This is a genomic window from Methylobacterium amylolyticum (assembly GCF_030700245.1).
Classification (GTDB): Bacteria; Pseudomonadota; Alphaproteobacteria; order Rhizobiales; family Beijerinckiaceae; genus Methylobacterium.
In genome coordinates, this window is the sequence record NZ_JAUYZI010000011.1 from 124354 (window position 1) to 143829 (window position 19476).

Sequence of the window (19476 nt, forward strand, 5' to 3'; positions counted from 1 at the left end):
CCAGGCGATCGGCGGCGAGGCCTTGAAGACCTCCGGAACTGGGACGACAGCGCGTTCGGATCGGCTCGCTTCGGCGCACGCGCGCGAGGACGGCGCGTGCGGCAGGAACCGAGCGGTTCACCCGGAGACGTGGTCACGCCGCCGGATCGCAGGCCGGAACGAGATCCGTGTGAATGAAATCGGCGCCCTTGAAGAGCAGGGGCGCGGCGTAGGCCTTCGCGACCGCATAGGACAGGCAGTCGCCGAAATTCAGCCGGGCCGGGTGGCCGCGCCCCTTCCCGTACCGGGCGAAGGCATCGATGGCGATGTCAAACATATCGGCATTGAATGAGATTACGTCGACTGAATGATCAGTCAGGAAGCGCCGTAAGGCGCTCTCGGATCGGTTCGAGAAACGACGTTCGAGCGAGAGCCTCGCCTCGACGAGCGTCGGGGCCCCCACCAGCATCCGTTTCGTCGCCATCAACCGGTCGAAAGCCTCCTCTTCCGGCTCCGCCAGGAGGACTGCGAGGATTGCGGACGTATCGATAGCGATCATAACTATCGCTCAGATGGGCAGACCGTTCTCGTCATACATGTCACTGTGATCGGATGTGGCGCCGGGCAGACGATACTGAGCCATCTCGCGGGTCAATTGTCTCAGAGATTCGTACGAGGCACGCTGCGGCGGCGTGAGTTCATCCAGTTCCGGAACCCGAACCGGCTGCGGTGGAGTCGGACTGCGCGGCAGCGCTTGTGACAGGGCCGCCCGCAATGACTCAATTACGGCTTCGTCCACCGACGTGCCCCGCCGCTCCGCCAGTTCGCGCGCGAGGCTCAGGGCCTCGTCGCTCTCCACGATCAACGCGTCCATCGCCGTCCTCCGCGGGCACACCCGCAGCCTAGCGCCTCCGGCGGGCACCGTCACTCACGGCTGCCACGGCGCGGCGGGGGCGGCCTCCGCCTCGGCCTCCCGCCCGTCCGCGATCGCCGCCTGGAGCGCGCGCAGGGCCTCGGGCACGCCCTTCCGGCTCGCCGCGGATAGGACCAGCGGCGCCCGGCCAGCCGCCCGCTTCAGCTTGGCGACCTGACTCTTGAGGGTCTCGGCGTCGAGGGCATCGGCCTTGGACAGGGCGACGATCTCGGGCTTGTCCGCCAGCCCGTTGCCGTAGGCCTCGATCTCGCCGCGCACGAGTGTGTAGGCCTTGCCGGCGTGCTCGCAGGTGCCGTCGACGAGGTGCAGCAGCACCCGGCAGCGCTCGACATGGGCGAGGAACCGGTCGCCGAGCCCGACGCCCGCGTGGGCGCCCTCGATCAGGCCGGGGATGTCGGCCAGCACGAACTCGCGCCCGTCCGAGCTGACGACGCCGAGGCCCGGATGCAGGGTGGTGAACGGGTAGTCGGCGATCTTCGGCTTGGCCGCGGTGACGCTCGCGAGGAAGGTCGATTTGCCGGCGTTCGGCAGGCCGACGAGACCCGCGTCGGCGATGAGCTTGAGGCGCAGCCAGATCCACATCTCCTGGCCGTCCTGGCCGGGATTGGCGTGCTTGGGCGCCCGGTTGGTTGATGTCGTGAAGTAGGCGTTGCCGAAGCCGCCGTTGCCGCCCTTGGCGAGCCGCACCCGCTGGCCGACCTCGGTGAGGTCGGCGATCAGGGTCTCGCCGTCCTCGGCGAGCACCTGGGTGCCGGCGGGCACCTTCAGCACCGCGTCGGCGCCGCGGGCGCCGTGGCAGTTCGAGCCCATGCCGTGCTCGCCCTTCTTCGCCTTGAAGTGCTGCTGGTAGCGGTAGTCGATCAGGGTGTTGAGCCCCTGGACGCACTCCACCCAGACGTCGCCGCCGCGGCCGCCGTCGCCGCCGTTCGGGCCGCCGAACTCGATGAACTTCTCCCGCCGGAACGAGACGCAGCCGGGACCGCCGTCGCCCGAGCGGATGTAGACCTTGGCTTCGTCGAGGAACTTCACGGCTCGTCTCTCGTCAGGGCAACGCGGGCGGTCCGCCGGGCATCTCTCCCGGCGGCAGCATCGTCAGGCGGCCCGGGCGGCCGGGACCGGCGCCGCGGCCGCGAGCCACCCGGCACGGTCGAGGCGGAAGCAATCGACCGCGTGGTCGCCGCCGCGCAGGGGCACGGACCGGACGGTCCGACCCTCTGCGACGAACCCGGCCCGCTCCAGGACGCGGCGCGAAGCCGGATTGTCGACCCGCGCCTCGGCGATCAGCCGCGTGCCGCCCGCCCAGGCGAAGTAGGCGTGGACGAGGGCGGCCGCCGCCTCGCTCATCAGCCCGGTGCCCCAGCGCTCACGCCCCAGCCAGTAGCCGAGGTGCGGCGCCTCGCCCCCCTCCGCCAGGGCGATCCCGACGAGGCCGATCAGGCGCCCGGGGGCGGCCCGGTCGGCGATGGCCAGGGTCAGGCCGGTGCCGGCGAGGTTGGCGCCGCGCACTTCCAGCAGGAAGGCGTCGACCACCCTCCGCTCCAGCGGATGCGGGATCCGGGCGGTCATCTCGGCCACCGCCCGGTCGCCCGCGAGCCGGGTGATCGCCCCGGCGTCCCGGGCGGTCGGCCAGCGCAGCCACAGCCGGCGGGTCTCGATCCGGAAGACGTCGTCGCGGAACAGGTCGGGGAACATGGTGTCCTCGCTGGCGGCCCTCCCCGCGGGGAGCGGCGCCCAGAGACGACGAAGGGGAGGATGGCGCCCCATCCTCCCCGGCGTTCCGTCCGACCTTCGGCCTCTGGCAGGCCGCTCGAACGTCTCCGGTCCGGTGTGGGACACCGTCGCGGGACGCTCGCTTCGCCTCTCGGGCGCCCGCCTGTTACTCCGCGGCCTCGGCCAGCGGTACCACCGCCACGACGGCGCGCCCGCGGCGCGTCTCGAAGCGCACGTGGCCGGGGGTCAGCGCGAACAGGGTGTGATCCTTGCCCATGCCGACATTGACCCCGGGGTGCCATTTGGTGCCGCGCTGGCGCACGATGATGTTGCCCGGAATCACGGCCTCCGAGCCGAACTTCTTGACGCCGAGGCGCCGGCCCGCCGAGTCGCGGCCGTTGCGGGACGAGCCGCCTGCTTTCTTGTGTGCCATGTCCTGAACTCCGAATTCCTAGGCCGTCATTCCAGTGCCGTCCGGGGGCCCTCAGCGCGGGGCGCGAGGGCGCGGCCCGGGATCAGGCCGAGATGCCGGTGATGCGCACCACGGTGTGCGCCTGGCGGTGGCCGCGCTTGCGCCGCGAGTTCTGGCGACGGCGCTTCTTGAAGGCGATCACCTTCTTGCCGCGGCCGTGGCTCACGATCTCGCCGGTGACGCTGATGCCGGACAGCGTCGGCGCGCCGACCTGGGTCGCGCCCGCACCGTCGGCGTAGAGCAGGACCTCGCCGAAGGTCACGGCCTCGCCGGCCTCGCCGGGCAGGGTGGCGATGGTGATGGTGTCGTTGGCGGCGACGCGGTACTGCTTGCCGCCCGTCTTGATGACTGCGAACATCGTTCTCTCGTGTTCTCGAACGGCCTCCGGGCATCCCGTCTCCGGGCGGTCTCCTGGGCCGGCTTCTTGTTTGGGGTCATCGCGCCGGGATGGAACCCGGGCAACGCGAAGCGCGCGGGTCCTGCGAGAGGCCGCGCGCCGTCGCGGCTCTCTAGGGCGGGCCGGCGCGGCGTGTCAAGGTGATTCCGGCGCCGATGGCGCGGGCTGCCCGTCGCGCCACGCCTGCATGTCGAGGTGCATCAGCATCTCGGAATAGGCCCGCACCACCTCGGCGAGGCGCGCTGTGTCGGCCCCCTCGCCCGGGGCGCGGTGCGCGGCGTAGTGGCTGGCGCGGGCGCGCAGTTGCGCCGCCAGCAGGGCGAGGTGGCCCGACCACGCGCCCTGCGCCTGCGCGGCCGCCCGCACGAGGCGCAGGCGCCGGACGATCTCCTGCACGTTCGGGCCCAGCGCGACGCCCCCGCCCATCTCCGCGAAGAGGTCGAAGGTCGAGTGGAGGATCGCGGTCGCGGCGCGCACGGACATCGGGCGTCCCCCTCAGCGGTTGCGCGGCAGCAGGTCCGGCCGCACGTACCAGTCGTCGAACATCGAGAAGCGGGTGAACCTGCGCCGGTAGCCGTGGCGGTTCAGCGTCTCGTAGATCGCGCCGCGCTTGTCCGTGTAATTGTGCTCGACGCTCACCAGCGCGATGTCGTAGGCGCCGAAGTCGAAGCTGTCGATGATGTCGAGCTCGCCCCCCTCGACATCGATGCTGAGGTAGTCGATCGCCCGCGGCGCCCGGGCCTGTTCGAGGAACCGCTGCAGGGTGATCGTCTCGACCTCGTACTGCTGGGCGCCGTCGGTCCGCGAGGCGGCGTGGAAGTCCGCGTCGGCGAGCCCTTCGAGGGTCGAGAGTTCCCGCTGGAACACCTCGCGGAACACGAGCTTCAGCCCGTCGGTGGCGTGGACGCACTTGCTGGTGATGTAGCAGTTGCGGTTGGCGTGCAGGGCGTCCTGCCAGACCCGCGCCGGCTCGGCCACCGCCCCCTGCCAGCCGAAGGCCTTCTCCAGGAGCAGGGTGTTGCTGAGGGAGACCCCGTCGCAGACCCCGAACTCGACGAAGTAGCCGCCGCGCTTCTCGCCGAGCTCGTACAGCACCCAGATGTCCTGGAGGAGCTGGGAATTGGACAGCGGCGCGCGCTTGGCCGCGAAGGCGAGGAAGTCGAGATCCTCCGCGTAGAGCTGCGGGCGGCCGCCGAGCGTCTCGCGCAGCCCGAGCAGCGCGTTGAACACGGTCAGGAATTCGACGTCCGCTTCGGCGTCCATGACGGGTCCTATTCTCGGAACGGTCCACCTCGCGCCGCGCCCGCCCCCGCTCCGCGGCACGGCGCGCCTCCGGGGCCGACGCGGCCCCGTCCGGTCAGAGGCCGGGGCCCCGCCCGGCGCCGAGCGCGCCCAGCACCCGCTCGGTCTCGGCGAGCAGGAAGGCGTGCCGCGCCGCCTCGGGGCCCGCGTTCGGGATCGCCCGGGCGCTGTCCCGGATCAGGGCGGAGAACTTGCGGCGGTCGAGCCCGAACGGGCGTAGGCTGCCGAGCAGCGCCGCGTTGACCGCCCGCAGGGCCTCCACGCGCTCGGCCGCCTCGCTCCGGGCCGCGGCGGCCTGGGCCCGCGCGATCTGGGCGTCGAGCTGCGCCTGCTGCAAGGTCTTCATCAGGCCCTTGTTGAACGCGTTCAGCGCCGCGTCCTGCGCGCCGCCGTCCGGGAACCGCTGAACCGTCATGGCCGGTCTCCTCGCACCGATCGTCTCACCCGCCGTCCCGGGCGCTCACCGCGACAGCACGCCCTTGGCCGCCGTGCCCGCCGGCCCGAAGGCGGCGAAGGCTCCCGCGCACCAAGCATCGCGCCCCTCGGCGTTGAGCTGCTGGCGGACCGCGACGGCCCGGCCCTTCAGCTTCTCCTCCAGGGCCGCCTCCTGGGCCGGCGCCACGCGTGCGGCGAGCCGCAGGTTGGTGAGCTGGCCCGCGTTGAGCCGCAGGCCCGGGCAGGATTGCTCGGCGATGATCGTCGTCGTCGCGGCCTCGGCGTAGGCGTCGAGGGGCGACGGGGCGGCCTGCGGCTGAGTCGGCGCCTGCGCCCCGGACGGCGCGGCGGCCAGCAGCGCCGCGGCGAGCGAGGCGGATCCGAGCAGGATGCTCGCGTACCGGACCATCGCCGCTACTCCGCCTTCTTGAACTCGCCCTCGATGCGCAGCGTGACCTCGTCGCCGAGCGCCGGCAGGAAGGCGTTCACGCCGAACTCCGAGCGCTTGACCACCGCGCGCCCGTCGAACCCCACCGTGTAGCGCTTGTCGACCGGGCTGAGGCCGGCCTGGTTGAAGGTCGCGTCGATCGCCACCGGCCGGGTCGTCCCGCGGAGTGTCAGGTCGCCGGTGATCCGCGCGGTGGTCGGGCTGGTCGGCTCGACGCCGGTGGCGGTGAAGGTCGCGGTCGGGAACTTCTGCGTGTCGAAGAAGTCCGGCGTGGCCAGGTGCCGCTCCAGCCGCGCGCTGCCGGTGAGAACGCCGGAGAGCGGCACGGTGACGGCGAGGCGGCTCTTCTCGGGGGCCTTGGGGTCGAGGTCGAGGGTGCCGCTCAGCCCGGTGAACTGGCCGTAATAGGTCGAGTAGCCGAGATGGCTCACCGACCACGTGATCTTGCCGTGGTCCGGGTCGAGCACGTAGGCGCCGGGGCGGACCTGCGTCGGGTCCTTCGACGGGGCGGCGGGGGCCGGGGCGTCGGGCGTCGTCGCGGCGGGCTTCGTGCCCGCGGGCGCCTCCTCGGCCGCGGCAGGGCTTGCAAGGGCGCTTGCAAGCGCGAACAGTCCAGCGAGGGCGAGGGCGGTGGCGCGCATCGACGTCTCCCGGCGGCAGGGACCCGGGCCAGAGCTTGGCCTCGCGCGCCTCATTTCACGAAGCGCGCCGGCGCTCAAGCCGCGGCCTGCCGCGCTGGCGGGCGCACGCCCGCTTCTGTAGGCATCGCCCGGGGCACCCGCCCAGAAGGTTTTCGCCGGGGCGGGCCGCGAAGTTCGAGAGGAGCCGCGCGGCGCCCGCTGGGCCGCCGCCGGCGGGCGGGCGGTGCGATGATCGGCAAGCTCAGGGGCGTGGTGGATTCCTTCGGCGAGGATTTCGTGATCCTCGACGTGCAGGGCGTCGGCTACGTGGTGCACTGCTCGGCCCGCACCCTCCAGCGGCTGCCGAAGGCCGGCGAGGCGGCGGAACTGTCGATCGAGACCCACGTCCGCGAGGACATGATCCGGCTCTACGGCTTCCGCTCGGACCCGGAGCGGGATTGGTTCCGCCTGCTCCAGACGGTGCAGGGGGTGGGGGCCCGGGTCGCGCTCGGGGTGCTGTCGGTGCTGGAGCCGGACGCGCTCGCCGCCGCCATCGCCACCGGCGACAAGGGCGCGATCGCCCGCGCGCCCGGCGTCGGCCCGCGGCTCGCGGCCCGCCTCGCGGCCGAGTTGCGGGACAAGGCGCCGGCCTTCGCCCCCGTCGACCCGGCGCTGGTCGCGCTGGCCGGCGCGGTGGAGGAGGGCTCGGCCCCGCAGCCGGTAGCCGACGCGATCTCGGCGCTGGTCAACCTCGGCTACCCGCAGGTCCAGGCCTCGGCGGCGATCGCCGCGGCGCTGAAGGGCGCGGGCGAGGGCGCGGAGGCCAAGACGCTGATCCGGCTCGGGCTCCGGGAACTCGCCCGCTGAAGCGATCCCGAACCGGAGCGCTCACCCTCGCGGCGGATGCCGGCCCGACGCGTGAGCGCGCGACGAGACGACCCTAAGCCTCGGCCCGGATCCCCGCGAGCGGCGTGCTGAGCGTGCAGACGAGCCCCTCCGGCCGATAGTCGCTGCGCACGGAGCCCCCGGCGAGGCCGCGCTCGATCAGCCGGGTCCCGAAGCCCTTGCGCGTCGGCGCCGCCGCCGGCGGCCCGCCGGACTCGGTCCAGGCGAGGCGGAAGGCGGCCTCCCCCGCCCCCTCCACCGTCCAGGCGACGGCCACATGACCCGTGTCCGCCGAGAGGGCCCCGTACTTCGCGGCGTTGGTGGCGAGCTCGTGCAGCAGCAGGGCCAGCGACAGCGCGGCCGAGGGCCCGATGCGCAGGGACGGGCCGTCGAGGCGGAAGCGGTCGGGTGCGTCGGCGTGCAGGGCGAGGGCGCCGCGCACCACCTCGGCCACGTCGGCGCTCTCCTGGCCGGCGGCGATCAGGATGTCGTGGGCCTTGCCCAGGGCGATCAGCCGCAGGGAGAGCGCCTCGCGGGCGGCCTCGGGGTCGGCGGTGTTGCGCAGGGTCTGGGCGGCGATCGACTGCACCAGCGCCAGAGTGTTCTTGAGCCGGTGCGACAGCTCGCGGTTGAGCACCGCCTGCTGCTCCTCGGCCTGCACCCGGGCGACCGCCGCCTGGGTGCGGTCGGCCACGGTGCGGATGAAGGCGATCTCCTCGGGCCGCCAGTGCCGGGGCCGGTCGTCGTGGACGAACATCACCGCCGCGAGCTGGCCCCGGACCAGGATCGGCACGTTGACGAGCACGCGGATGCCGATGCCGAGCAGGGTGCCGGCCTCCGGCGCGGTGCGCGCGTCGGTGGCGACATCGTCGATGATTACCGTGTCGCCGCGCTTGAGATCGTCGATGAAGCTGCCGTAGGCGCGGAAATGGTGCGCGCCGGCGATGCTGGCGGTCCCCGGAACGCGCCAGTCGGGATGAACCAGAACGGTCTCCTCGGCCGGGTCGACGGTGCCGTAGCCCGCCCGCGTCGCGTCGAGCGCCCGCGCCATGATCTCGGCGGCGGTGTGGGCGATCCACCCCACCTCCTCCAGGTCGCGCAGCCGGTCGCCCAGCTCCACCAGCGCGTCCTTGCGCAGGTCGGCGGCGCGTCGCTCGGTGATGTCGAGGACGACGCCGGGGAAGCGGGCGGGACGCCCGTCCGCGTCGTGGTAGCAGCGGCCGCGGGCGTGAACCCAGGTCACGGCGCCGTCGGCGGCCCGCAGCCGGTACTCCTCGCTGAAATCGCCGCCCGCGGCGAGCGCGCGCGCGATGCGCTCGCCGACCCAGTCGCGGTCGTCGGCGTGGATGCCCGAGACGAAGGCGGAGAGCGGCGCGCCGGCCTCGGCGGCGGCGGGGTCGACGCCGAACATCTGCGCGAACCGCTCGCCCGCGTAGACGAGGTCCGCCGGGACGTCCCAGTCCCACCAGCCGAGCGAGCCCGAGGCGGCGATGGCGAAGCTCAGCCGCTCCTCGCTCAGGGCGAGCGCCGCCCGGCTCGAGCGCAGCGCGGCCACCACGTCCTGCGAGGCGGCGAGGTCGGATGCCGCCTCGGCCAGGGCCCGGCGGTGGGCGACGCCGTCCGCGACGGCGCCGGCCCGCACGTCCCGGATCTCGCGCCGCACGTCGGCGGTCTGGGCGCGGCTGCGGGCGAGCTGGGCGCGGAACTCCGCCTCGACCGCGATCCGGCCGATGTTGAGGCGCTCCACGTCGATGCCGGCCAAGGCCAGCGCCGCGCGCAAGTGCCTGTTCTCGGCTTCGAGGTCCGCCAGCGTGCGGGTCGCCGAGTCGCCGGTCGCGTCGCGGGTTGCCAAGTCGTTCTCGGTCACGCGATGGCCGTCGCGGCGCTCGGGGCGGGGAAGAGCGCCAGTCTAACGCCTCGACCTATCGTGCACAATTCGATTGTTTCTGTACGGAATCATACGCTGTGCCGGCGCAAAGCTTGGCTCGACCGGCGCGCAGGGATGGACCGGGCGATGGGCCGGGCACGAGAGGATCGCGCACGCTTGAGATGCGCCCCCTTGACCGGCGCGGGGCCGGATGCCATGTCCCGGCATCCGGTAAGGCCCTGAAAAGCCATCACTTTTCAAGAGTTCTAATCTACGCGGCGATAGCGGGACGGCCACGATTTCGTCACGCGATGCGCCGAAGAACCGGGAGATCGGCCCCATCGGGGCCTGAAGGAAGACGGGTGCTGCGCCTCGCATGATCGTCTGTTCCTGCAACGTCCTGTCGGACGGCGCCGTCCGGGGCTGCCTCGCCCCGGGACCGGGCTGTCCGCGCACGCCCGCCCAGGTCTATGCCTGCCTCGGATGCAGCCCGAAATGCGGGCGCTGCGCCCGCACGATCCGCGCGATCATGCAGGCGGCGCTCGGCGAAGCGGTCCCCGCGGAGGGCGGCCATGCCTGCACCACGGCTTGCGCGAGTGCCTGTAGTTTGGTGAAGCTCCAAACTGCGGATGCGGAGGAGGCTGTGGCCGCCTGATCGGGCCCTCTCCTCCGCCGGACCAGAGCGCGAAGGAGTTCGGGGGATGAAGGGCGACACCAAGGTTATCGAGTATCTCAACCGCGGCTTGCGCAGCGAGTTGACCGCGGTGAGCCAGTACTGGCTCCACTTCCGCATGCTCAACGACTGGGGCTACGTCGAGCTGGCGAAGTTCTGGCGCAAGGAATCGATCGAGGAGATGAACCACGCCGACCGGTTCGTCGACCGGATCCTGTTCCTCGACGGTTTTCCGAACCTTCAGGAGCTCGACCCGCTGCGGATCGGCCAGAACGTCCAGGAGATCCTGGAATGCGACCTCGCCGCCGAGAACGAGGCCCGGGCGCTGTACCTCGAAGCCGCGCAGTACTGCGATTCAATCAACGAGCGCGTCTCCAAGCGCCTGTTCGAGGATCTGGCCGAGGACGAGGAGGGCCACATCGACTTCCTGGAGACGCAACTGGAGCTGATCAAGCAGATCGGCCTGCCGCTCTACGCCCAGAAGCACATCGGCGGCCTGGAACAGATCGCCCCGGAAACCGAGTAAGTTACGTTACGGGGTTTCACGCGCGACGGTCTCCCTCTCCCCTTTGCGGGACAGGGTGACCTCAGAAGGGGGTCGGGTGAGGGGAGCGACCGTGCCGGACATGGCGCCCGCCACCCGTCGCTCGACATATCTTGAAGCCGGGCTCCCCTCTCCCGACCCGGCCTCACGGCCGGGCCACCCTCCCCCGCAGAGGGGGGAGGGGGTTCCCGTGCATCAGACGCCCTGCTGAGCGGCCTTCCGCGAAGGGCGATACAGAGCAGGATTCGAAAGAAATGCGGCTCGTGGTGGTCGGCGCCGACGGGCGCATGGGGCGGATGCTGGTCCGGGCGGTGGCGGGGGCCGAGGGCTGCACCCTGGCCGGGGCGATCGAGCGGGCGGGCGCGGCGGCGCTGGGGCAGGATGCGGGAACGCTCGCGGGGCTGCCGCCGCTCGGCGTTCCCGTCACCGACGACCCGCTCGCCGCCTTCGCCGCCGCCGACGGGGTGCTCGATTTCACGGCGCCCGCCGCCACCGTGCAGTTCGCCGAGCTGGCGGCGCAGGCCCGCATCGTCCACGTGGTCGGCACCACCGGCCTGTCGGAGGACGACCTCGCCGCGCTGAAGGCGGCCTCCTACCACGCCCGCATCGTGCGCTCGGGCAACATGTCGCTCGGCGTCAACCTGATGGCGGAGCTGGTGCGCCGGGTGGCCAAGGCGCTCGGCGACGAGTTCGACATCGAGATCTGCGAGATGCACCACCGGATGAAGGTGGACGCGCCCTCGGGCACCGCGCTGCTGCTCGGCGAGGCGGCCGCCGAGGGCCGCGGCGTCGACCTGCCGGCGGTGCGCGTCTCGACCCGGGACGGCCACACCGGCGCGCGCAGGGCCGGCGACATCGGCTTCGCCACCCTGCGCGGGGGCACGGTGGTGGGCGACCACAGCGTGATCTTCGCCGGCCCCGGCGAGAGCCTGACCATCAGCCACCACGCCGCCGACCGCGGCCTGTTCGCGACCGGCGCCGTGAAGGCGGCGCTCTGGGCGCACCCGAAGCCGCCGGGGCTGTACGCCATGGCCGACGTGCTCGGCCTGTGAACGGCGGGCCCGTTTTGTGGCGCCGCGGCCTATGGCGCGCGGCTCCGCCCTGCTAGGAGCCGGGCCGGAGGCGGCAAGCGGCCGCGACGACGGAAACGGAACACAGAGATGGAGCGCCTGCTCGTCCTCGCTCGGCACGGCCAGAGCGAGTGGAACCTCAAGAACCTGTTCACGGGCTGGCGCGACCCGGGGCTGACCGACCGCGGCGTCGAGGAGGCGGTGAAGGCCGGCCGCTGGATGAAGGGCGAGGGCTACGGCTTCGACGTGGCCTTCACCTCCGATCTCGGCCGGGCGCAGCGCACCTGCGCGCTGATCCTGGAGGAGATGGGGCTCTCCAACATCGAGACCCTGCGATCGCAGGCGCTGAACGAGCGCGATTACGGCGACCTCTCGGGCCTGAACAAGGACGACGCCCGCGCCCGCTGGGGCGCCGAGCAGGTCCATGTCTGGCGCCGCTCCTACGACGTGGCGCCCCCCGGCGGCGAGAGCCTGAAGGACACCGCCGCGCGGGTGCTGCCCTACTACATCGAGAAGATCCTGCCGCGGGTGATGTCCGGGGAGCGGGTGCTGGTGGCAGCCCACGGCAACTCCCTGCGCGCCCTGGTGATGGTGCTCGACCACCTCACCCCCGCCACCATCGCCGGCCTGGAGATCGCCACCGGCGTGCCGCTGGTCTACCACCTCAATGCCGACACCACGGTGGCCGGGAAGGCGGTGCTGGAGCGCGACATCGACGTCGCCTGAATCCGGTGGCGGTCGCGCTCGTCCCGGGCCTGATCCACCATCCCGGTTACCTGGACGGGCCGGCGCGCCGGCGGCTGGCCGCGGAGGTCGCCGCGGCGCTCGCCGCCGCCCCGCCATTCACGCCGACGATGCCGCGCACCGGCAAGCCGTTCTCGGTGCGGATGAGCAACGCGGGCACCCTCGGCTGGGTGTCGGACGTGCGCGGCTACCGCTACCAGCCGGCCCACCCCGAGACGGGGGCACCGTGGGCGCCGATCCCGGCGTCCGCGCTCCGCGCCTGGGCGGCGCTGGCGGGCTTCCCGGCGGAGCCGGAGGCGTGCCTGATCAACCTCTACGCCCCCGGCGCGCGGATGGGGCTGCACCAGGACCGCGACGAGGCGGAACTGTCCGCCCCGGTCGTCTCCCTGTCGCTGGGGGCGCCGGCCCTGTTCCGCTACGGCGGCCCGAGGCGCGGCGACCCGACCCGCTCGGTGCGGCTGATGCCCGGCGACGCCCTGGTGATGGGCGGCCCCGCCCGCCTGATCCACCACGGGATCGACCGCCTCTACCCGGCCGACGATCTGTTGGCCGACGATCCCCTGACGGAGGACCCGCTGCCCGGCCTGCTGCCGGCGGGCGGACGCTGCAACCTGACCCTGCGCCGGGTCACCCGCGCCACGGGAATGCCGTCATCGTGATCTGCTGTCCGGGCGTCCAGCCACGGGAGCCCGGTCACCGCCGTGCCGATGCGCCGCCTCGAACGATCCGACAGCGCCGCCGCGCTGTGGCCGCCGCTCCGGCGGTTCATCCGCGCCGAGGCGCGCCTGGGCGTCGCGGCCGCCGCCCGGGGCCCCCTGTGGCTCGCGGGCTACGAGTTCGTGCGCTTCGGGGTGAAGCAGGGCTGGGCCTGCCTGTTCGGCGGCCTGCTGCTCGGGCTCATCGTGGCGACCCGGCTGCTCTGGCCGGCGGATGCGTGGCTCGCCCGCTACGACGCCCTGTTCCTCGCGGCGCTGGCGATCCAGGCCGCCCTGCTCCTCGCCCGCATGGAGACCTTGGACGAGGCCAAGGTCATCCTGATCTTCCACGTCGTCGGCACGGTGATGGAGATCCACAAGACCGCGATCGGCAGTTGGGTCTATCCCGAGGCGAGCGTCTTCCGGATCGGCGGCGTGCCGCTGTTCACGGGCTTCATGTACGCCGCGGTCGGCAGCTACATCGCCCGGGCGTGGCGCCTGTTCGATTTCCGCTTCACCCGGCATCCGCCCCTGTGGGCGCTCTCGATCCTGTCGCTGGCGATCTACGTCAACTTCCTCACCAACCACGCGGTCTACGACCTGCGCTTCGTGCTGATCGCGGCCGCCGCGCTCCTGTTCGGGCCGGCGACCGTGCACTTCAAGATCTGGCGCCGGCACCGCGCCATGCCCCTGCTCCTCGGCCTCGGCCTCGTCGCCCTGTTCATCTGGTTCGCCGAGAACATCGGCACCGTCTCCGGGGCGTGGCTCTACCCGCACCAGCGGGCGGCGTGGTCCCTGGTGCCGCTGGCCAAGCTCTCGTCGTGGTTCCTCCTGATGATCGTCTCCTACACCCTCGTCGCGCGGGTGAACGGGATCGTCCGGCTGAGACCCGCGATGCCGGCCCGGTCGCTCGCCGCGCTGCCGTGAGCCGCGGCGCCAGCGCGGTCTGCGCGGGCCTCGTCATCGGCGCGGGGCTGCTCCTGCGGCTGGTGCCCTGGGGGCTGCCGCTGCCCGTCCACCATTACGGCGGCGGCCTGCTCTGGGGCGCGATGCTCTACTGCCTCGCGGCGGCCGTCCGGCCCGGGGGCTGGGACCGGGGCGCCTGCGCCGCCGTGGCCGGCGCGGTGGCGGCGGCGATCGAGTTCACCCGGCTCGTCCACACGCCGGAGCTGGACGCATTCCGCGCGACGCTGGCAGGGCAGCTCGCCCTCGGGCGGATCTTCTCCGCCTGGAACCTCCTCGCCTATGCCGGCGGCATCGCGGCCGCGGCCGCCCTCGGCGGGCGGCTCCGCCGGGTCCTGGCGGCCTGAGCGTTCGGGCCCGGGGCCGCCGCGCGCGGTCAGGGAAGCTGTCCGGGAGACGGTCCGAGAGGCGGCTTGACAGCGACACGGCGGCAGCCGACGCATCGGGGGCCGATCCCCTGGCAGGGCGGCGGTCGGAGAGCGTTCGGTTCCATGCGGGTGCGCAACCTCAAGCTGTCCCTCGGGGCACCCTCTCTCCGCGCCCTGGCCCTCGGGGCGATGCTGCTGGCGGCCGGCGCCGCTCCGACCCGGGCCGCCGACCCGGTCTACCCGCCCGGATCCCGCTTCGGCTTCGAGCCGCCGGCCGACATGAGCCTGTCGCGCCGCTTCTCGGGCTTCGAGCGGAAGGCCGGCGGCGCCACCCTGTCGGTGGTCGAACTGCCGCCGAACGCCTTTCCCGAACTGGTCAGCGGCTTCACCGACGCGAACCTGCTCTCGCAGGGCTTCGCGGTGGAGAAGCGCGAGTCGATCAAGATCGGCGACGACGAGGGCATGCTCTACACCGGCGAGCAGCCGGGCGACCCGAACGCCGCCGGACCGGCGGTGCGCAAGTGGATCCTCGTGGTCGGTACGCCGACCGTCACCGGGCTGATCATCGCCCAGGCGCTGCCCGACGCCGAGAGCCCGGAGACGATGCGCAAGCTCGTGACCGGCGTCACCGTCCGCCCGGCGCTGACGCTGACCGAGCAGGTCGACGCGCTGCCCTTCCGCATCCCCGACACGGCGGGGTTCCGCCCGGTGCGGGTGCTCGCCGGCAACTCGGTGCTGATGACGCAGGGGCCGAAGGACCAGATCCAGAACCTGGAGCAGCCGATCCTGGTGCTGGCCCAGGCGGTGCAGCAGCCGCCGACCGCCGACCAGCGCGACACCTTCGCCCGGCAGGCCCTGTACGCCAACCAGACGATGAAGGATTTCGTGATCGAGCGCGCGCAGAGCTACCGGACGAAGGGCAGCGACTGGCACGAGATCGTGGCCCGGGCGGTCGACATGCCCACCAACATCCCCGTGGTGGTCGCGCAGACGATCCGCTTCAACCCCGACGGCTACCTGCGCGCCGTGGGCGTGGTGCGCGAGGACCAGCGGGCCGGCACGCTGGCCAAATTCCGCGAGGTCGTGGACAGCGTGCAGGTCAAGTAGCGCGGTCGCGGACCGCGCGTCGGGAAGGGCCTGGAAACGAGAAACGCGGGCCCGAGGGGCCCGCGCTCCGCAGGTGGACGACGCGTCGGCTCAGTACGGGCGGCCGTAGAGCGGCGAGGTCGGGTCCAGCCGGTCGACGAACGACAGGTCGACGTTGCGCACCGCCGATTGCTGGCGGGTGATGAACGGCGCGTTGGTGATCGGATCCGGCAGCACGCCGCGGCCAAAGCGGTCGGTCGGGCCGTAGGGCGGCGTCAGCGCGTTCGAGGCGGCGATCAGGTAGGGGTTCAGCGCCGGGTTGCGCGAACCGCCCGCGCCGGGGACGTTCGAGGCCAGCGGCGCCGGGCCGGCGTCGAGCCAGCTCCGCGGGCGGACGCGGATCGGGAGCGGGCGGCTGACCGAGTAGAACCGGCCGGCGCCGTAGCCGTCCTGCGCCTGGGCCGGCGCGGTGGTCAGAGCCCCGAGGCCGGCGGTGGCGAGGGCGCCCAGGAGGGCGATCTTGAGGGAGCGCATGGCCGTCCTTCGCGAGTGAGTGGGAGGAATATGGCGGTGAGAGCTTAACAGTTCGCCGCCGCTTGGGAGTAAGACGTTCCGGCTCGGCCGTTGTTCCCCAGAAACGGCCACGCTTACGCGATTTGCCACACGATGGCCTTAATTTTTCGCCTGCCGGGCCCGTCCGCGGCGCGAACGGTCGATCGAGCCGGTCCGGCCGGCCGGGTCGGCGGCGGCCGAGGGCCGGTCGCAGCCTCCGGCGCCGTCGGGCCGGCCGGCCCGGAACGCCGCGACCGCCGCCGGGTCGGCGGGATCGTCGAGGGTGAGGGCGTCGAGGGTGCAGGCGAGCGCCCGCGGCTCCGGCGCACGGCCGAGCGGCGCGCAGAGCCAGCCGTCGAGGCGGAACGCGGCGCCGCGGGTGACGAAGCCGATGCAGACCCGGGCCAGCGGGCCCGACAGGGTCGCCTCCAGGGTCTCGACGGGGCCGAAGCGGGTGTCGATCCGCCCGGCGGCGCCGGTGCGGGTGACGGCGAGCGCCGGCCCGACCGCGGCGCGGCGGGCGAGCAGCACGAACAGGCCGGGCGCCCGCTCGGCGCCGGGGCCGCGGGTGAGGACCAGCCGCAGGGCGGGCGTCTCCAGCGCCTCGAAGGCGCCGCGGCTGAGGGCGTCCTCGCGCAGGCCGCTGGCCGGGTCGAGGCGGCCGGGCTCGGTGCGGACCGGGTCAGCCCCGGGCTCGGCGAGCAGCAGCCGCGCCGGGCTCGCGGCGAGCGGCACAGGGTCGGGGCGGACAGGGGCGGCCGCCGGGGCCGCCGCGGACAGGTCGGCGGCGGGCGGGGCGTCCGGACGGCTCTGCGTCCGGGCGAGGAGGCCGAGGCCGGCCACGAGACCGGCGGCGGCGGTAAGTTGCAGGGTCAGGCGCAGGACGCGCGGCCGGGACGCCGCTGGCCGGCGGCGCGCCTCCGCGTCGGCGGGACCCGGATCGTCGGGGGACCGGTCGGGCAGCACGGCGTCTCCTCGCGTCCGGGGTGGCGGGAGGCGAACCCTCGCCCGCGCCCCGCCACCGCCCGGTTTCCGCGGGTCCGCCGGGCGGGCCTTTCGCGGGGCAGGGTGAATCGCGCGTTGCAGCGCACACCCTTGACAGGCCCGGGGATTCGGGTGCCTTGCTGCCCGGGGCCGTGCGCCTCCGACCCTCGGGGTCGGGGCGGCGGCCGCGCCCGTTTGGCGGGCCGGAACACGGATCCGGCGGGACGATCCCGCCCGGCTTTTTCTGGAGACGCGGAGCGCGGGGCCCGGATCGTCCGGATTCCTCACACGCGCGGAGACGAGAGATGGGTTACAAGGTCGCCGTCGTCGGCGCCACGGGCAACGTGGGCCGCGAGATGCTCGATATCCTGGCCGAGCGGGCATTCCCCGCCGACGAGGTCGTGGCGCTGGCCTCGCGCCGCAGCCAGGGCCAGGAGGTCTCCTTCGGCGACAAGACCCTGAAGGTGAAAGCCCTCGACACCTACGACTTCTCCGACACGGACATCTGCCTGATGTCGGCGGGCGGCGAGACCTCGAAGGAATGGAGTCCCCGCATCGGCCAGCAGGGCTGCGTGGTGATCGATAACTCCTCGGCGTTCCGCTACGACGCCGACGTGCCGCTGATCGTGCCCGAAGTGAACGCCGACGCGGTGGTCGGCTTCACCAAGCGCAACATCATCGCCAACCCGAACTGCTCCACCGCGCAGCTCGTCGTGGCGCTCAAGCCTCTCCACGAGGCGGCGACGATCAAGCGCGTGGTCGTCTCGACCTACCAGTCGGTCTCCGGCGCCGGCAAGGAGGCGATGGACGAGCTGTTCAACCAGACCCGCGCCGTGTTCACCGCCGGCGAGATCAAGGCCGGGGGCAAGTTCACCAAGCGCATCGCCTTCAACGTGATCCCGCACATCGACGTGTTCATGGAGGACGGGTACACGAAGGAAGAGTGGAAGATGGTCGCCGAGACCAAGAAGATGCTCGACCCGAAGATCAAGCTCACGGCCACCGCCGTGCGGGTACCGGTCTTCATCGGGCACGCGGAATCGGTCAACGTCGAGTTCGAGCGACCGCTCACGCCCGAGCAGGCGACCGAGATCCTGCGCGCGGCGCCGGGCATCCTCGTCGTCGATAAGCGCGAGCCCGGCGGCTACATCACCCCGCACGAGGCGGCCGGCGAGGACGCCACCTACGTGTCGCGCATCCGCGAGGACGCGACGGTGGAGAACGGGCTGGCGTTCTGGTGCGTCTCGGACAACCTGCGCAAGGGCGCGGCCCTCAACACCGTGCAGATCGCCGAGGTGCTGGTGAACCGCAAGCTCCTCAACCGCGAGAAGCGCGCGGCCTGAGCCGCCTTCGGCTGCCTGTGCGGGGTGCTGGATTCCAGGCATCCCGCGATGCCGGCCGCGACGCGCTCTCCTCCCCCTTGCGGGGAGGAGTTGGAGGTGGGGGTGGCGCCGAACGAAGCTCGGCGATCCATCCTGCACCACCCCCACCCCTGACCCCTCCCCCTTGTGGCAGGGCGATTGCATATGGGTTGTTTGGGGTTCGATCTGGGCTGAAGGCGATGCGTTGACGCCTCCTGAGACGCAGGAGGCGCTCGATGCTGGCCGTGCAAGGATTGTTCGCGGCGGTGCCGGACCCGCGGGCGGCCAACGCCCGCCATCGGCTCGACGAGGTTCTGCTGGTCGCCCTGGCCGCCACGCTGTGCGGCGCCCAGACCTGCGTCGACATCGCCACCTTCGCCCGGGCCAAGCTGCCGCTGCTGCGCCGCTTCGTCCGCCTCGCCCACGGCGCGCCCAGCCACGACACCTTCAGCCGCCTGTTCCAGGCGCTCGACCCGCTCGCCTTCGAGGCCGCGTTCCGCGCCTTCATGGCCGCCTTCGCCAAAGCCCTGGACCAAGCGGCGCAGGACCAAGCGGCGCAGGACGAGCCCGACGGCACCGGCCGCCCGCGCATCGTCGCCCTCGACGGCAAGTCCCTGCGCGGCGCCATCCAGAGCGCCGGGCGCTCGACCCCGCTGCACCTCGTCACCGCCTGGGCCGCCGAGCAGCGCCTCGTCCTGGCCCAGCGCCACGCCCGCAACCGCAGCGAGGTCACCGCCGCGCGCGAGGTCATCGCCCTGCTCGACCTGCGCGATGCCGTCGTCACGCCCGACGCCCTGCACGGCAACCGCGCCACGGCCGCCGCCATCCTGGAACGGGGCGGAGCCTACGCCCTGATCCTCAAGGGCAACCGCGGCCCGCTGCACGCGGCCGCCCAGGCGCTGCTGGGCGAGGCCGATGCCGAGACGGCCGTCCGCACCAGCCACACCGCCCACGGCCGCTACGAGGAGCGCCGCGCCTGGGTCCGGGCCGTGCCGGGCTGGGCCGAACGCTACGGCTTCGCCGGCCTGTGCGCCATCGCCCGGGTCGACGGCCTGCGCCGCAGCACGCACGTGGACGCCCCTGCCGAGGCCGAGCCGCCCCAGACCCGCTACGTCGCCCTCTCGCAGCGGCTCGACCCCGCCGAGGTCCTGCGCGTGGTGCGCGCCCACTGGTCGATCGAGAACCACCAGCACTGGCTGCTCGACGTCGCCTTCCGCGAGGACGCCATCCTCACCCGCAACGCCGTCACCGCCCAGAACCTCGCCCTGCTGCGCCGCCTCGCCCTCGGCCTGATCCGCCAGGACGCCACGAAGGGCTCCCTGCACACCAAACGACAGTTGGCCGGATGGAACGACGACTACCTCGCCGACCTCATCAGCCAAATGCG

Annotated in this window: 25 protein-coding genes; 11 read left to right on the plus strand and 14 right to left on the minus strand. The window is 72.9% G+C overall.

Features of this window, described 5'->3' with window-relative positions; all coding sequences use genetic code 11:
• Positions 1-133: 133 nt before the first annotated feature.
• From Q8W71_RS10590 to Q8W71_RS10640, 11 genes are all read right to left on the minus strand, one after another.
• Positions 134-538 (minus strand): type II toxin-antitoxin system VapC family toxin, encoded by a 405-nt coding sequence (locus Q8W71_RS10590; protein ID WP_305525321.1) that lies wholly within the window; start codon positions 536-538, stop codon positions 134-136.
• Between the two features lie 9 nt (positions 539-547).
• Entirely contained in the window at positions 548-853 is a 306-nt protein-coding gene (locus tag Q8W71_RS10595) for a type II toxin-antitoxin system VapB family antitoxin (protein ID WP_305525322.1), read from the minus strand.
• Positions 854-907: 54 nt separating this feature from the next.
• A complete protein-coding gene (obgE, locus tag Q8W71_RS10600; protein ID WP_305525323.1) occupies positions 908-1942 on the minus strand; it encodes a GTPase ObgE in 1035 nt (344 codons plus the stop codon).
• A gap of 63 nt (positions 1943-2005) precedes the next feature.
• A complete protein-coding gene (locus Q8W71_RS10605; protein ID WP_305525324.1) occupies positions 2006-2605 on the minus strand; it encodes a GNAT family N-acetyltransferase in 600 nt (199 codons plus the stop codon).
• Between the two features lie 184 nt (positions 2606-2789).
• On the minus strand, positions 2790-3056 hold the full coding sequence (rpmA, locus tag Q8W71_RS10610; protein ID WP_305525325.1) for a 50S ribosomal protein L27: 267 nt from the start codon (positions 3054-3056) through the stop codon (positions 2790-2792).
• An 82-nt stretch (positions 3057-3138) separates the two neighbouring features.
• Positions 3139-3453 (minus strand): 50S ribosomal protein L21, encoded by a 315-nt coding sequence (rplU, locus tag Q8W71_RS10615; protein ID WP_305525326.1) that lies wholly within the window; start codon positions 3451-3453, stop codon positions 3139-3141.
• 174 nt (positions 3454-3627) lie between these two features.
• The gene (locus Q8W71_RS10620) at positions 3628-3975 is read right to left on the minus strand and encodes a hypothetical protein (protein ID WP_305525327.1); all 348 of its coding nucleotides are present in this window, start codon (positions 3973-3975) and stop codon (positions 3628-3630) included.
• Positions 3976-3987: 12 nt separating this feature from the next.
• Positions 3988-4755 carry an FkbM family methyltransferase gene (locus Q8W71_RS10625; protein ID WP_305525328.1) on the minus strand — a complete coding sequence of 256 codons (768 nt, stop codon included), beginning with the start codon at positions 4753-4755 and terminating at the stop codon, positions 3988-3990.
• Between the two features lie 94 nt (positions 4756-4849).
• Positions 4850-5209, minus strand: a complete 360-nt coding sequence (locus Q8W71_RS10630) for a hypothetical protein (RefSeq protein ID WP_305525329.1) — start codon at positions 5207-5209, stop codon at positions 4850-4852.
• A 45-nt stretch (positions 5210-5254) separates the two neighbouring features.
• Complete coding sequence (locus tag Q8W71_RS10635; protein ID WP_305525330.1) at positions 5255-5638, minus strand: hypothetical protein; 384 nt, start codon at positions 5636-5638, stop codon at positions 5255-5257.
• A gap of 5 nt (positions 5639-5643) precedes the next feature.
• On the minus strand, positions 5644-6318 hold the full coding sequence (locus Q8W71_RS10640; protein WP_305525331.1) for a YceI family protein: 675 nt from the start codon (positions 6316-6318) through the stop codon (positions 5644-5646).
• Positions 6319-6546: 228 nt separating this feature from the next.
• On the opposite strand from Q8W71_RS10640, the gene ruvA reads away from it, so the two are divergent.
• Complete coding sequence (gene ruvA, locus Q8W71_RS10645) at positions 6547-7164, plus strand: Holliday junction branch migration protein RuvA (protein ID WP_305525332.1); 618 nt, start codon at positions 6547-6549, stop codon at positions 7162-7164.
• A gap of 73 nt (positions 7165-7237) precedes the next feature.
• Here the strand turns inward: ruvA and Q8W71_RS10650 are convergent, their stop codons facing one another.
• Positions 7238-9049: a sensor histidine kinase gene (locus Q8W71_RS10650; protein ID WP_305525333.1), complete on the minus strand. Its 1812-nt coding sequence runs from the start codon at positions 9047-9049 to the stop codon at positions 7238-7240.
• Between the two features lie 376 nt (positions 9050-9425).
• Between Q8W71_RS10650 and Q8W71_RS10655 the strand changes: the two genes are divergently transcribed.
• From Q8W71_RS10655 to Q8W71_RS10690, 8 genes are all read left to right on the plus strand, one after another.
• Positions 9426-9704 (plus strand): (2Fe-2S)-binding protein, encoded by a 279-nt coding sequence (locus tag Q8W71_RS10655; protein ID WP_305525334.1) that lies wholly within the window; start codon positions 9426-9428, stop codon positions 9702-9704.
• A gap of 46 nt (positions 9705-9750) precedes the next feature.
• Positions 9751-10248, plus strand: a complete 498-nt coding sequence (gene bfr / locus Q8W71_RS10660) for a bacterioferritin (RefSeq protein WP_305525335.1) — start codon at positions 9751-9753, stop codon at positions 10246-10248.
• A 272-nt stretch (positions 10249-10520) separates the two neighbouring features.
• Complete coding sequence (gene dapB, locus Q8W71_RS10665; protein WP_305525336.1) at positions 10521-11318, plus strand: 4-hydroxy-tetrahydrodipicolinate reductase; 798 nt, start codon at positions 10521-10523, stop codon at positions 11316-11318.
• A 108-nt stretch (positions 11319-11426) separates the two neighbouring features.
• Positions 11427-12062 (plus strand): 2,3-bisphosphoglycerate-dependent phosphoglycerate mutase, encoded by a 636-nt coding sequence (locus tag Q8W71_RS10670; protein ID WP_305525337.1) that lies wholly within the window; start codon positions 11427-11429, stop codon positions 12060-12062.
• 5 nt (positions 12063-12067) lie between these two features.
• Positions 12068-12739, plus strand: a complete 672-nt coding sequence (locus Q8W71_RS10675; protein WP_305525338.1) for an alpha-ketoglutarate-dependent dioxygenase AlkB — start codon at positions 12068-12070, stop codon at positions 12737-12739.
• A gap of 48 nt (positions 12740-12787) precedes the next feature.
• Positions 12788-13702: a DUF817 domain-containing protein gene (locus Q8W71_RS10680; protein WP_305525349.1), complete on the plus strand. Its 915-nt coding sequence runs from the start codon at positions 12788-12790 to the stop codon at positions 13700-13702.
• On the plus strand, positions 13699-14085 hold the full coding sequence (locus Q8W71_RS10685) for a ribosomal maturation YjgA family protein (protein WP_305525339.1): 387 nt from the start codon (positions 13699-13701) through the stop codon (positions 14083-14085). Before Q8W71_RS10680 ends, Q8W71_RS10685 begins: the two co-directional genes overlap by 4 nt.
• A 144-nt stretch (positions 14086-14229) precedes the next feature.
• Positions 14230-15213: a hypothetical protein gene (locus tag Q8W71_RS10690; RefSeq protein ID WP_305525340.1), complete on the plus strand. Its 984-nt coding sequence runs from the start codon at positions 14230-14232 to the stop codon at positions 15211-15213.
• 90 nt (positions 15214-15303) lie between these two features.
• On the opposite strand, the gene Q8W71_RS10695 is transcribed toward Q8W71_RS10690, so the two are convergent.
• Both Q8W71_RS10695 and Q8W71_RS10700 read right to left on the minus strand, forming a co-directional pair.
• Positions 15304-15726, minus strand: a complete 423-nt coding sequence (locus tag Q8W71_RS10695) for a hypothetical protein (protein ID WP_305525341.1) — start codon at positions 15724-15726, stop codon at positions 15304-15306.
• 138 nt (positions 15727-15864) lie between these two features.
• Positions 15865-16710, minus strand: coding sequence for a hypothetical protein (locus Q8W71_RS10700; protein ID WP_305525342.1), 846 nt, complete (start codon positions 16708-16710; stop codon positions 15865-15867).
• Between the two features lie 323 nt (positions 16711-17033).
• Between Q8W71_RS10700 and Q8W71_RS10705 the strand changes: the two genes are divergently transcribed.
• Both Q8W71_RS10705 and Q8W71_RS10710 read left to right on the plus strand, forming a co-directional pair.
• Complete coding sequence (locus tag Q8W71_RS10705) at positions 17034-18071, plus strand: aspartate-semialdehyde dehydrogenase (protein ID WP_305525343.1); 1038 nt, start codon at positions 17034-17036, stop codon at positions 18069-18071.
• 254 nt (positions 18072-18325) lie between these two features.
• The coding region (locus Q8W71_RS10710) for an ISAs1 family transposase (RefSeq protein WP_305525205.1) at positions 18326-19476 on the plus strand (1151 nt) is incomplete at its 3' end.